Origin of the sequence: Nostoc sp. (genome assembly GCF_036917195.1) — a bacterium.
Taxonomy (GTDB): Bacteria; Cyanobacteriota; Cyanobacteriia; order Cyanobacteriales; family Nostocaceae; genus Nostoc.
In genome coordinates, this window is record NZ_JBALDG010000005.1 from 42,159 (window position 1) to 55,745 (window position 13,587).

General features: G+C 41.4%; 10 protein-coding genes and 1 tRNA gene. 1 reads left to right on the forward strand and 10 read right to left on the reverse strand.

Translation table 11 applies throughout. From position 1 onward, the window contains the following. Positions 1–122: 122 nt before the first annotated feature. The 10 genes from V7K40_RS00735 to V7K40_RS00780 form a co-directional block, all read right to left on the reverse strand. Positions 123–668, reverse strand: coding sequence for a hypothetical protein (locus V7K40_RS00735; protein ID WP_334955914.1), 546 nt, complete (start codon positions 666–668; stop codon positions 123–125). A gap of 239 nt (positions 669–907) precedes the next feature. Beyond that, a complete protein-coding gene (locus V7K40_RS00740) occupies positions 908–1,057 on the reverse strand; it encodes a hypothetical protein (RefSeq protein WP_334955915.1) in 150 nt (49 codons plus the stop codon). Positions 1,058–1,183: 126 nt separating this feature from the next. Beyond that, complete coding sequence (gene ftsH2, locus V7K40_RS00745) at positions 1,184–3,070, reverse strand: ATP-dependent zinc metalloprotease FtsH2 (RefSeq protein ID WP_334955916.1); 1,887 nt, start codon at positions 3,068–3,070, stop codon at positions 1,184–1,186. A 291-nt stretch (positions 3,071–3,361) separates the two neighbouring features. After that, complete coding sequence (locus V7K40_RS00750) at positions 3,362–3,856, reverse strand: hypothetical protein (protein ID WP_334955917.1); 495 nt, start codon at positions 3,854–3,856, stop codon at positions 3,362–3,364. 223 nt (positions 3,857–4,079) lie between these two features. After that, positions 4,080–5,522 (reverse strand): glutamate--tRNA ligase, encoded by a 1,443-nt coding sequence (gene gltX / locus V7K40_RS00755; protein WP_334955918.1) that lies wholly within the window; start codon positions 5,520–5,522, stop codon positions 4,080–4,082. 149 nt (positions 5,523–5,671) lie between these two features. Beyond that, a tRNA-Asp gene (locus V7K40_RS00760) sits at positions 5,672–5,745 on the reverse strand. Between the two features lie 119 nt (positions 5,746–5,864). After that, positions 5,865–7,391, reverse strand: a complete 1,527-nt coding sequence (locus V7K40_RS00765; protein WP_334956041.1) for a serine/threonine-protein kinase — start codon at positions 7,389–7,391, stop codon at positions 5,865–5,867. Between the two features lie 101 nt (positions 7,392–7,492). Continuing rightward, positions 7,493–9,115, reverse strand: coding sequence for a serine/threonine-protein kinase (locus V7K40_RS00770; protein ID WP_334955919.1), 1,623 nt, complete (start codon positions 9,113–9,115; stop codon positions 7,493–7,495). A gap of 296 nt (positions 9,116–9,411) precedes the next feature. Next, the gene (locus tag V7K40_RS00775; protein WP_334955920.1) at positions 9,412–10,596 is read right to left on the reverse strand and encodes an esterase-like activity of phytase family protein; all 1,185 of its coding nucleotides are present in this window, start codon (positions 10,594–10,596) and stop codon (positions 9,412–9,414) included. A 143-nt stretch (positions 10,597–10,739) separates the two neighbouring features. After that, complete coding sequence (locus V7K40_RS00780) at positions 10,740–12,203, reverse strand: TM0106 family RecB-like putative nuclease (RefSeq protein WP_334955921.1); 1,464 nt, start codon at positions 12,201–12,203, stop codon at positions 10,740–10,742. 164 nt (positions 12,204–12,367) lie between these two features. On the opposite strand from V7K40_RS00780, the gene V7K40_RS00785 reads away from it, so the two are divergent. Then, positions 12,368–13,558, forward strand: a complete 1,191-nt coding sequence (locus V7K40_RS00785) for an aminotransferase class V-fold PLP-dependent enzyme (protein ID WP_334955922.1) — start codon at positions 12,368–12,370, stop codon at positions 13,556–13,558. Positions 13,559–13,587 lie beyond the last annotated feature (29 nt).

Genomic DNA, 13,587 nt, shown 5'->3' on the forward strand with positions numbered 1-13,587 from the left:
GTAAAGTGCAGCAATGCCAACTCTACCAGACGCTTTGCGTAGCAAGATCCCCGTAGGGGTACGGCGGGCATAGCCAACGCAAGCTGCGGAAGCTAAGGAAGTAAGTTTGATGATATCTCAGATCAAGAACAGCCTTCAACAAATTCAACTTCTGGCAGTTTACCTGACCGAAACTGAGTGACACGCTTCCCGTCAGTCTCGAATACCACACGATAGTTCTGGTTAGTACGGTCTTTCGGGATAAATGTCAAGTAGTGTCCGCCTTGGACGTATTTATGAGGTGTGACTTTAATTTGTCCTGGGTAGAGAGACTTGATTTGCGCTTCAGTATCGCCAATTTTTGCACCTTTAAGGGTAGTAATCTCGGTATTCTGCCGCACATCTACTCTAGAAATACGACCTTTTGTAACCATGAACAAAAGATTTTTGGGTTCGTTTTGTGGCTTAACGTAGTAGCAACTGTTATTCGGTGAATCGCCAATTAGCTTAGTACCAGCAGCTTTTGCCGCTTGGGAAACAGTCATCCCAACTCTTACTTCTCCGATACCATTGATGAACAGTTTCGATTGATTTGTCAGTTTTGCCAAAGCTACAACTGTTCCGACTGTTAGAGAAGAAACTGTCAACGTTAAAGAAGCAAGAGTCAATAATTTAACTTTACTATTCATAAATTGTGCAAATAAAAGTAGGTAGATTTTTATATACAGTACCAATGCTGCAAATTTCGGATTTTCAAGTTGGTGATTGGCGAAATTCTGATATTACTTCGATCAAACCAACGATATTGCAGTTGAACTCAGGTAAATCTTCCGCAGGTATCCAATATTGCTGATGTATAGAAGCACCTACAGTTTTTACGGAGTAGTGTCACAATCGAAAGTGCCATTTGAGTGTCGTCGGTATAATATCAAGGTGATGCTGGAATGGGACGGGCGACAATCAGATTTTCTGCCACATCTGGATGGAGAAAAAATCGCTCTCCAAAAGCATTACCCACCGATAGACCCTCAAGGGAGTGTTGAGCACAAAGGAGGCGAGTATCTTTTGTTGTTGGCACAATTCACTCCTGAGCTAAAAAAACTATGTAGTACACTTGTATTGTAAAATTTACATAAAATAATGGGGATAGTTAACACTATCCCCATTGAAATTGAGCAATAGCTCAAGATTTTTCCTTAAGAGCTTACAGTTGCGGTACGTACTGCTGCTTTTCAGGTACATCAGCGTACTCAGCCACAATCTGGCGGAATTCTTCGCCGTCAATGGTTTCCTTTTCGATGAGCAGATCGACTAAGCGATCAGTGACAGTGCGATTATCACGGATAAGCTTTTTCGAGTTTTCATAGCATTCTTCCACGATCGTTCGCACTTGTCCATCAATACGGGAGGCGATAGATTCGGAATACTCAGATCGGGTTGTCCAGTCACGACCTAAGAATACTTCTCCCTGCTGGCTTTCCAGTGACAACGGCCCTAAATCTGACATCCCAAACCGCGTCACCATTTGCCGCGCCATTCCCGACAACTGTTGTAAGTCTCCACCGGCACCAGTGGTAATTTCCGCAGCCCCAAAAATCACCTCTTCAGCAGCGCGACCGCCTAAAGCACCAGTAATTCTGGCTTTGAGTTGAGAACGGGAAATTAACCCTTGTTCTTCGTCGGGAGTAAACCATGTCAAACCCTGTGCTTGTCCCCGTGGGATTAAGGTGACTTTCTGCACTGGGTCATGGTCTTTTAACAAAGTCCCAACTAAGGCGTGTCCAATTTCGTGGTAGGCAATTAAGCGCTTGCTCTTGCTGTCTACCAAAGGAGTACCTTCCATCCCAGCGACTACCCGATCCACTGCGTCATCAATTTCGCGGAGGGTGATCGCTTCTTTGCGTCTTCTAGCGGTAAGAATAGCCGCTTCGTTGAGTAAGTTGGCTAAGTCAGCACCAGTGAATCCAGGAGTGCGGCGAGCGATCGCATCCAAGGATACACTAACGTCTAGTTTCTTGTTCCGCGAATGGACTTGCAAGATTTCCAAACGTCCTTTGATATCGGGTGCATCGACTGTTACTTGTCGGTCAAAGCGACCGGGACGCAATAAGGCTGAGTCTAATACGTCGGGACGGTTGGTGGCAGCAATAATAATGATGCCTGTATTACCTTCAAACCCATCCATTTCGGTGAGGAGTTGGTTGAGGGTTTGTTCTCTCTCGTCGTTACCGCCACCGATACCAGCACCCCGTTGCCGTCCTACTGCGTCGATTTCATCAATGAAGATGATACAGGGGGCATTGTCTTTGGCTTTCTTGAACAAATCACGGACGCGGGATGCACCGACACCGACGAACATTTCCACGAATTCCGAACCAGAAATACTGAAGAATGGTACGCCTGCTTCGCCAGCGATCGCTTTTGCTAGTAAAGTTTTACCAGTTCCAGGAGGCCCAACTAACAGGACTCCCTTGGGAATGCGTGCGCCTACAGCGGTAAATCTTTCTGGCTGCTTGAGGAAGGTGACAACTTCTTGCAGTTCTTCTTTAGCTTCTTCGATCCCGGCTACGTCGTCAAATTTAACCCCAGTTTTTGCCTCCATTTGGAAACGCGCCTTGGATTTGCCGAAGTTCATCGCTTGACCCGGGCCCCCGGGGAGGTTGCTAGAACGCCGGAACAAAAAGAACAACCCAGTAATCAATAAAACTGGAAACACGAGATTACCCAACAATCCCCAAATTGCGCCATCATTCCGCATGGGGTGAGCATCAAAACTAATATCTTTTTCTTTGAGCTTGCTAATTAACTCAGGAGCGTTAACAGGCAAATCCACCCGCCACCTTTGGACACGATTTTCGATGTCTGGATCGCGGGCTTCTATAATTGCTGTCCTACCGCCTTCGTACAGATCCACACTAGTGACGCGATCGCCGTCCAAGTATTCTAGAAAGCGACCATAGGTCATGCGAGTATTGGCTGCATTCTTACTCATGTCAGCAGGAGCGCCTGCAAAGGCCCCTTGCCAAAAGAAAAAGCCAATTACCAAAGCCGGCAATGTCCAGAGTACTAGGACTTTCCAAGAGAATTTCATGTTAATTTGCCTCTAGATACCTATATAAGTCATCAGCCTTAGCAACCGAATGTTGATCACTCTGTCACTTTAAGCTGTTAAACGGATGTCTATAAATCCATTTTGTTTAATTTGATCTCTTATATGCACTGCCATAAGGCAATCAGGGCATTATGGCGATGCCAAAAAGAATCTTAATCAAAGTTAACTTAATTTTAATACAATATCGCACGAGAAAAGGGAGCGCCAACAAGGGAGAGACGCCAAGAAATTTTCTCGTCTCTGGTGTGTCTCTTCAATCAAGGACTTTACCTACTTAACTTCTGTAATTTGTAGAGTGTAAGGAAGATACTTGCCTTTTTCGTAGGAACCAACCCAAATTTGGTAATTTCCAGCCAGCCATTCACCAACAATACCGGCATTTTTACCGTCAACATCGTCATTACACCAAGTACCACCGGGTCCCTTGATAATCAAGGTGGTGTCCTCAGGACTTTGCACTTGCAGCTTTAGGTAGTCAAATTTACTTGTTAGCAATAATGTGTGGTCTGGTGTTTCATCAACAAATCCGGTACAAGGGCCAGTAGCTGTTTCGCTCCTGGCGGCTACTTGACTCCCAGATATTGAACCACCACTCATCCCGCGAACTGTCAGGGGGTCTGGCGAAAACTGGGGGCTAATGGTGACATCTCCAAATATCGTTGGCGCTTCCTGAGCATCAGTCACAGTATTAACTGTCAATGTAATCAAGAGCGTAACTATCATCAACGATAATCTCATTCCTCTGTTGAGCACTTTTGTCAGCATTGTAATTACGTTCGCTTCTAAGTGTTTTTGAAGACATTAATTTTACACACCAAGTTCCCAACCTGAGGAGAATTGACTACCTATTTTAGATTTAAAATTGGGGATAATTCATTAGTAATTAGTCAATGATTTCTTGTTCCGATAGTTGCTCTACCTTATGGATAGGGGCGCACGTTTGTGCGCCCCTAAAATCTCAAATATTTCTCAAATCTGGAAGTAATCGCTAATTAGCTTCTGTTATCGCCCGACTCAAGCGCGACTTATCTAAACCAATCTGATTTAGTAGTAACCAAGATTGGATGAGGTCGGGGCCATGAACATCTCCAGTTAAGGCTGCTCTGAGCGATCGCATCACCAAGCCTTTTTTGACTTTTTGCTCTTTCACCACTTGTTTAATAATGTCCTGGGCGGCGGCTTCCGATAGTTGCGGCTGATTTTCTAAAGCTGTGACAATCCCCTCAAGCACAGCAGTAGAACCTTCTTGCTTGAGTTGTGTACTGGCTTCGTCGCTAAATTCAATGTCGCTAAAAAACAGTTGGCTTTGAGCTACTGCATCTACTAAACGAGTCAAGCTTTGGCTAATTAAAGTTACTAGCTGTTCTAACCAGGGGCGTTCTCTTCCACCATCAAATTTATAACCAGCCGCTTGCCAATAGGGTATGAGTAAATCTGTGAGTTTATCTACTGGCATATGGTGGATATACTGACTGTTCAACCAATCGAGTTTTGCCCAATCAAACTTTGCACCTGCTTTATTTACACGCTCAAAGCCAAACTCCTTGGCTGCTGCTTCTAAGGTAAATATTTCTTGTGTCGAGTCTGGTGGCGACCAACCCAGCAATGTCATGTAATTCACCAAGCCTTCAGCAGTAAAGCCCATTTGCTGAAAGTCAGAAATGGAAGTAACACCATCTCGCTTAGAAAGCTTGCGCCCTTCCAAATTTAAAATCAGTGGCGTGTGGGCAAACTCTGGGATTTTTGCACCCATTGCTTCATACAGTAAAATTTGCTTGGCGGTGTTGGCGATGTGGTCTTCTCCCCGGATGACATGGGTGATTTGCATATCGATGTCATCCACTACAACTGCAAAGTTGTATAAAGGTTGACCACTACCTTCTTCTGAGGCGCGGGCGATGACCATATCACCACCTAAATCGCTACCTCGCCAAGACATATTTGCCCTTACTAGGTCATTCCAGACAATTTCTTGCCCATCTTCGATTTTGAAGCGAATCACAGAGGAGCGACCTTCTGCTTCAAATGCGGCGCGTTGTTCTGGCGTGAGGTTACGGTGACGGTTGTCATAGCGAGGAGCTTCGCCTCTAGCTTTTTGGGCTTCTCTTAAAGCCTCTAATTCTTCGGAAGTGGTGTAGCAGCGATAGGCTAATCCTTGATCTAACAGTTTTTGTACTGCTTCTTTGTAGAGATCCAGGCGTTGGGATTGAAAAAATGGTCCTTCATCCCAGTTAAGTCCTAGCCAGCGCAGTCCTTCAAGAACATTGTCAGTGTATTCGGGACGCGATCGCTCTAAATCTGTGTCTTCTATTCGGAGTATAAATTTTCCACCGTGGTGGCGGGCAAATAGCCAGTTAAATACAGCCGTTCTAGCTGTACCAATATGTAAATTTCCAGTTGGACTCGGCGCAATTCGGACTCTGACAGTCACAGTTAATTCTCTCTTTCGCAAAGATTGATAAATGTAGCTTATATTTAAACTCTGAATCCTGAGTCAAGGAAATGCAGGCTTAGGAACTAGTAAATAATAAATGCCCAATTCCTAATATTACTCAAGATTCACTACTGATAACTTTATAACGGGACTGACGGGGCTCGAACCCGCAACTTCCGCCGTGACAGGGCGGTGCTCTAACCAATTGAACTACAGTCCCTTGTTTGGCAACTTTGCTATTATCGCTATTTATTTTCGACTTGTCAAGTGTTTTGCAGTTAGGAATTATTTTTGCCCCGTCTACCCAAGGGGCAATCACTGCTTGGGAGAACTTTTTTGTTAAATAGAACCTGATAATACAACCTGTGGCTCTGATTCCAGATGCTGTAATATCCGGGATTGCATTTGTTTATACTGCTGCTTTAATAGCTGTTTGCTCAACTGGGGTTGAGAACCGGGTGGTAGACTATGACTCTGTTGCACCCAGGTTTTCAACATTTGCCGCTGAGTTAGCTCGATGCGACTGCTGAGAACATTGGTGCAGGAATGTGGTGCTTCTAAAGTAAAGAAAATCAAAGGATAGTATTCATTTTCAGCCAGGAAACTTACCACCCTAAGATTTTGGGGATTTTGCATATTTAGGTAGCAGGGTAGCCACTTAGGAGCTAATTGCCGATTGTAGAGTACACTCACCCACAACAGCATTGGGTGAGGGGATGTTATGAAGGTAAATTGATTATAACGGGTAGAAACCGCATAGTTTTTGATTTCTTGTTTAGGCAACATCAACCATAGCGCTGTCATAGATGCTTGTGCAGTGTCTAAAAGCTGGGGAAAAACAATTTCTTGAATTGGTTTATTTTCAGGCCAGAAAAGTTGCTGACAGCTTTGTTCTACTGTGATTGGTAATCCAGAATTTAAAGGACAGTTAAGAATGGAACCAGAGGCTAATGTTGTAGGTAAACGGAGACTATCGGGCTGTTCTAAACTGTTTAATACTTGCAGAATTTGAGCGATATTTTGTGGGCGAGCACTTGCTTTTTTAGCAAGACAAGCCATGATTAAATTATTTAACTTCTGAGGTAATTTAAGAGTGGGTTTAACATCTGCGATCACTTTTGGTTCTTCAAAGTGATGTGCTTTATACCAAGCACCAAAGTAATCAGTTTCTGGTTGCCAGGGTTTTTTGCCTGTGAGCATTTCAAACATCATCACACCCAGGCTATAAATATCAGAGCGACTATCTAATTTTTCTCCATCTAGCTGTTCTGGAGAACAGTAGGGTAAAGTGCCATTAAATCCACTGCTTGTACTAGCTGTTGATGCATAATTTAAAAATCTAGCAATCCCGAAATCGAGAATTTTAACTAACTGACCCAATATCGGATCAGGAATAACTAATATATTAGCAGGCTTGATATCTCTATGAACTAATGGACAAATTTTGCCGTCAATGTTAATGCCTTGATGGGCGCACTGTAAGCCCAAGCAAATTTGGCGGGAGAGAGTCAAAAACATGGTCAAAGGCAGCGGAATTAAATCTTTTAAACTCTTTCCACATAGATATTCCATGACGTAATATGGTTTTCCTTTCTCATTCACGCCATAATCATACGCCCGCACTATATGTAAGCTCTTTTGACTCAAAGCTGCACTCATTAAAGCTTCACGAACAAAGTCTTGTTGCATCTTGGTATCGACAACAGTTTTAGTCAAAAACTTGACAGCAACTGGTGTACCTCCTAACAAAATATCATTTGCTAAGAAAACTTCACCCATGCCACCGCTACCAATTAATTGCTTGAGTTGATAACGATTGGCAAGCAAGCCCGTAGTACTTGGAGATGTAAATCGGCTTTGATTCACTTTGTTCACCTCTGCTGCTGAGTCGATTTAAAGTTAGCAGTACACACATAAGAATATCATTGGGTAATCGTGGTAAGCATTTTGATTTTGATAGCAGACTTTCAAGGACGTGATAAAAGTTTAAAAAAAGTCTCCAAGAATTTAGTCATCCAATTTTTTAAACTTTCTTTCTCAGTTTTTTGATATAAAGCTAACTTTTGTAAAATGTCTAATTTCAGCTTTTCATAATCTGTTTTTAGAATATTTTTAGCTTCAATAGGCGAAATTAATTCATTTGATTGTTGACTCATATCTAAGCAATCTACAAGTTGCTGGCGTTGATTAGCTGTAAGCTTTAAAGTCGTTACATGAGAGCAACGGTTTGGCTCTTCTAGGGCAAAAAATAGTAGATGATAGTAGCCTACTTCTGCTAAACTACGTGCTATATTCTCCCCTTTATTATCTTTTAAATCCAGAAAATAAGGTAGCCACTTAGTCAGAGAAGGTTGGGCATTGTATAGTACTGTTACCCATAATAGCATCGGGTATACATTCATTTTACTAATAAATTCAGTACCATGTATTTTATCCAAATATTTTGTAATCTCTTGTTTAGGCAACATTGACCAAAAAGTTGGTATAAGTCTTTGATGAGTATGTAGTAAATGAGGAAAACCAATTGATGCAATTGGTTTATTTTTAGGCCAAGTTTTCTGCAAACAATCTTTTTCTGATAATAAAGTTGCAGGTACTAATTGAACTGGATACGAGAGATTAATAATCTCACTACTTTGATTAGGAATAACATCATTAAGCTGAATATTAACTTTTTCTAAATCTTCTAATATTTGGTTAATATTTTGAGGGCGATCGCTTATTTCTTTCGCTAAACAACTCATCATTAATTTTTCTAATACCTGCGGTATTTTGACTTGCGGATTCACTTCCTCAACTGTAGGTGGCATTTGAAAGCGATGCGCTTGATACCAAGTACCAAAGGAGTTACTTTTTGTCTGAAATGGATGTTTTCCTGTCAGCATTTCAAACATTAGTACTCCCAAACTGTAAATATCAGAGCGGACATCTAGCAATTTGCGTCCTTCCATATGTTCTGGAGAACAGTAAGGCAAACTGCCAATAAAAGAATCTGTCAGGGTCATTCCACTTCGCTCTGTTAAAAATTTGGCAATACCAAAATCTAGTATTTTAACAATTTCTCCTTGTTTACTATCTTCACTAATGAATATATTTTCTGGTTTAATATCCCTGTGAACAATGGGATAAATCTCTCCTTTGAGGCTGATACCTTGGTGTGCACATTGTAAACCTAAACAAATTTGATTACAAATCTCCAAAAACTTTGATATTGTTAAGGGCTGAATTTTTATAATTTGTTTTATATTTTTTCCTTGGAGGTATTCCATTACATAAAAGGGAGTTTTATCCTCAGTAACACCATAACTTAAAATACGAACAATATGTTTACTTTTGCGACCCAATTGAGCGCCAATAAAAATTTCTCTGGCAAAGCGTTGGGACATTTGCTGGTTCACCAAACTGAATGATAAAATTTTGACTGCGATCGGCATACCACCTTTAGCAGTATCTTCTGCTAAATAAACTTTACCCATCCCCCCTTTACCAATTAAATCTATGATTAAATAGCGATTATTTAAAAATTTTCCAATGTAATCATCTAATTCTGCTTTTTGCCCTACCATACTCTCAATTTGATTTTGTGACATAAGAATTATTTATGAAAAACATTGTTGGTAAAATACTTTAATAATTCTAGCTAATTTTTAAATTTAAATCTGAAAAACATCCTAATTTTTAGAATATTAATCCTCTGCTGTAATCATGGTTAATCACTCTGCAAAATCCCCTAACCATTGTGTAACATATTTATTAATGAATACGGTTGAGAAATTACACGTAAACTACAAATAGGCAAGATAAAGTTGCTTAGTAGATTCCGTGAATACACAGGAATAAGCTTCAAACAAGTGAATAGCAGTAAAGGTGCGATGCCTTTGTACAGTTAACGGTTGAGATTCGGGAGTAAACGGCGCAATAATCTGATTAGTGGTGTTTCAATTTGAATTTTAAAGGCTAGTATCTGGGTACGTTGCAGGGAGTTAAAATTGTTATCACTGATGAGAATTAATGATTGCTGTCCATCGGGTAGTTTAGGGCCAAGAGTTAAGCCTTCGATGTTATCTAGCAGTACATCTAAGGTTCTTAAATCTAACAGCAGTTTTTTCGGAACTGGTTTAATATTCTTGGAATTAATTGCTAAAAGGCTATCAATCTTATGAATATCATCGGCTCCTTCTAAAGAAACCTGAAACAGGAAAATAGCAAATCCTAAACCAGTAAAAGACCGTTCTAAACTTAGGAAGTGTCCTTGATTATCGAGAGCAAGTAAATCAGGTAATCCACTAATGAATTTTCCAGTCAAATTCAAAAAGGGTGAAACTGGTTCAGTTTGGTAAAGAAATTCCTTTTCTGGCTGGTTGTTGAGCAAGTTGTATTGCAAAATCCGGCAAGGACTACCGATGTTAGGTTTAGTTGCGACACCATCTTGAATTAGAGCATTTTCGGTAGCTGTGAATAGATGCTTTTTATCAGGTGTGATAGTGAGGCTTTCAAAAGCCAAATTGTTACGGATACCTTTTTGACTACTTTTATCTGGCAAAAATTTGTTTGGTATGGAAAGTGTTTTAATTTCTTTGCCAGAAGAGAGCGAGAACTCTTTAATAAAAGGATTAATTAATTTTCCAGCATTGCCTTCAGAAGAAATAAACACAGTTGCTTTATTAGTAAATGCAATACCCTCTGTATCACTTTCACCAGGGCGAAATGTTTGACCATTTTCATTTAATAATGTGGTAACACTGACAGGAAGAACTTTACCTTTTTGTAGTTTACCCTTGCTTAAATCAATTTTAAAAGTGTAGAAACGGGCGGCAGATTTTTTTCCCCGGTCATCACAAATAGCATAATAAAGGTTGTTTTTTGCATCATATGTAATTCCAGAAAAACCTCCAACTTCAGTTTTTTTAAAGATTAAACCTTTCGGTAAAGTGGCTTCTCCGATAAACTCTATGCTACTCACTTCAACGGCATTTGTATACAAATTTGTGAATAAAAAAATGATAATTATAATTGCGCTCAAGAAATAAATAATTCGTGGGATTGCGAGGATTTTTTTAATCAGCTGCATAGAATTTTTTTGTTAAAGTCTGAAAATTACGAATAAAATATCATTCTGAAGAATGCAACATGTGTTAGGGCTGCACATGTGTGCGCCACTACAAATAACATGTATTGCAACCAATTGAAAACCTTTATAAAATACGAAATTACTTAAGCTAGTCGCAAACCGTATTCATCCTGAAAAAAGTTTACAAGCCAGTCTTTCACTTTGTGGGTAGCGCGGCAATCATCTTCGTTGTAGCTTTGGATAATTTCTAATAAGGTGCGATCGCCTGTTTCTAGCCACTGATCATACCAGTAAATACATTTAGCGCCACTAGCTTCTTTTTCCCGCCACTCAAATCCTAACCAACGAGCGATCGCTTTCAGGGCATAGCTTTCTACAGGCAATGCTACACTTTGGGTTAATTGTTCATACACATCCACAAATCGATTCAGTACAGGACGCACTGAGGCGTAGGGAGTATTGTAAAGCTTTGCCAACCGTTTGACTGTATCAAACTCATAAACACAAAAATGATAAATTGGTGCTTCGGGATATTGCCAAACTAAATCCAAAAATTGCTGCCAAACTAATTCTTCGTCTTCTGGTTTATCTGCTAAAAACGAATAAAACTGTTCTGTATTGGCAAGTCTATCAACGACCAAAACCCCCAAAAGATAATCTAAATCCAAGTCTGGCTGTGCCTCAATATCAAAGTAAAGCTCTATGGGTGCTGTGAATGTAATATCTTTAATTGGTAGCGGGTAGGGCAATATTATAGGTCGTCTTTCCAGTGCAGATTGAGCTTGCACTACTAGCTTGGGCGCTATTTCCCTGTCGAAACCAAGTAGGTTTTCTAAGGTGTTAGGACTGGTGTTGGCGAGAGATTCCAGTGTGGTGATGGCTAGGGCTTGCAGTTGAGTGTAGCGAATGGGTGTTACACCTGGTAACAGTGAGAGATGTTTTTCAGATTGAGCAACGGCATAACATTGACTATACCAATGGCAAAGATTGCACTTTTGCCGAGAAATAAACACCTCTGGCGGATTCGATAACTCTAAAACTTGAATAAACTCCTCCAGAATCTGCTGCATCCGTGGTATCCATTTGAAAAGATCCACCGCATAACTTCTGTCATTGGTTCGCCGCAATAAAAGCCAAGCTATTTCTGGTACAACTCCCTGCACTGTTGCCAACACTTGGGCATGAAATGCGGCGACAACTTGATATTCTTGCTTAGGGCGCTTACCCAGTTCAATACCAGCCGGGACGTACATCCAGTCTCCAAAACGGGACTGTCCTGGCTGTTTGACGAGTAAATTGGGACGACTCAGTAAGGTGTATCCTTCAGAATAAGTTGCTAGCAGTACTCCTTTATAAATGTAGTCCACCCCACGCTGCATCAATTCTAAAGTTGCCGCCTCTCCCCTTTCCCAGTTTCCGTACGGATAATCTGGTTGGTGATAGGTCAGATGTGCTAGAAAACTCAGCTGATGGGCGATTTTGTCCTGTTGTAGTTTTTGCAGCAACTCATTGACATCATCGCGTTGACTTTTATCACCGTGGATATCTAGAAAAGGCCGGCGTTTACAGCGTTGGTATTGCAGTAGGAGTTCAGCGTTAATTAGCATCCTTTTAAGTTAACAAGAATTAGCACACTCTGGGAGTAACTCAGACAATTAATAATGGAGTGGGCGAGACGAGAGATCCGCGAGATGAAAAACTAATGACCAATGACTAATGGCTTTTGACTAATCCAAAATCTAAAATCCAAAATCTAAAATCTAAAATTGGTATGACTAGTACTTCTGTGGCACAAACCAGGTTGCATAGCCATCGAGAGCAATTTCCCGCTTTAGCGAATAAGGCTTATTTCAATTATGGGGGACAAGGGCCGATGCCCCAAAGGGCAATGGATGCTATAACCCAAACTCAGGCTCATGTTCAGCACATAGGCCCCTTTGGCAATGAGGCATATCGCTGGATAGCGCCCCAGACTCAAGCTGCAAGAGAAGCGATCGCTTCGGAGTTAGATGCACCAAGTCAAACAATTACCCTCACCCAAAATGTCACTGTTGGCTGTAATATCGCCATGTGGGGCATCGAGTGGCAAGCTGGCGACCATATGCTGCTCTCAGACTGCGAACATCCAGGTGTGATTGCCACAGCCCAGGAAATCGCGCGGAGATTCGCTGTAGAAGTTACTACCTGTCCTCTAAAAGCGACTTTAAATCAGGGCGACCCTGTAAAAGTCATTGCCCAGCACTTGCGCCCTAATACCCGTCTTGTGATATTGAGTCATGTTTTTTGGAATACTGGTCAAGTTTTACCTCTTGACAAAATTGCTGAAGTATGTAGGGATAATCGTTCTTTATTATTGATAGATGCTGCCCAATCTGCTGGCTTGTTGCCTTTAAACTTGACTGAATTGGGAGTAGATTTTTATGCTTTCACTGGTCACAAATGGCTATGTGGCCCTGCGGGTGCCGGTGGTTTGTATGTCCGACCAGAAGCACGAGAAAGCCTGAAACCTACGTTTATTGGCTTGAATGGCATTATTGTAGATAGTCAATCTCAGCCTGTGGATTGGCTTCCAGATGGGCGACGATACGAAGTGTCTACATTAGCTTATCCGTTGTATGTTGGGTTAAAGGAGGCGATCGCTATCCATCAGCAATGGGGAACCTCACAGGAACGTTACGAGCAAATTTGCCATAACAGTGAGTACCTCTGGCAGCGGTTAGTAGCGTTACCCGATGTCAAATGTCTACGAACTTCCCCACCCGAAAGCGGTATAGTCTCTTTTCAACTCACCCAGAATCAGCCCCAAGCTCATTTGAAGTTGGTGCAATTTTTTGACTCGCAAAAAATATTAACTCGGACAATTGCTGACCCTAGCTGTATACGCACCAGTGTTCATTACTTTACTTTAGAATCGGAAATCGACCAATTGATTGAGGCAATTCAAAGTTTTTGCCAAATGTAGGATCAGTAGGGTGTGTTATAACGCACTTT

Excerpts from the sequence above, each read along its gene's own strand:
- V7K40_RS00735 (WP_334955914.1), bottom strand. The coding sequence starts at position 668 with ATGAATAGTAAAGTTAAATTATTGACTCTTGCTTCTTTAACGTTGACA.
- ftsH2 (WP_334955916.1), bottom strand. The coding sequence starts at position 3,070 with ATGAAATTCTCTTGGAAAGTCCTAGTACTCTGGACATTGCCGGCTTTG.
- V7K40_RS00750 (WP_334955917.1), bottom strand. The coding sequence starts at position 3,856 with ATGCTGACAAAAGTGCTCAACAGAGGAATGAGATTATCGTTGATGATA.
- V7K40_RS00770 (WP_334955919.1), bottom strand. The coding sequence starts at position 9,115 with ATGTCACAAAATCAAATTGAGAGTATGGTAGGGCAAAAAGCAGAATTA.
- V7K40_RS00775 (WP_334955920.1), bottom strand. The coding sequence starts at position 10,596 with ATGCAGCTGATTAAAAAAATCCTCGCAATCCCACGAATTATTTATTTC.
- V7K40_RS00780 (WP_334955921.1), bottom strand. The coding sequence starts at position 12,203 with ATGCTAATTAACGCTGAACTCCTACTGCAATACCAACGCTGTAAACGC.
- V7K40_RS00785 (WP_334955922.1), top strand. The coding sequence starts at position 12,368 with ATGACTAGTACTTCTGTGGCACAAACCAGGTTGCATAGCCATCGAGAG.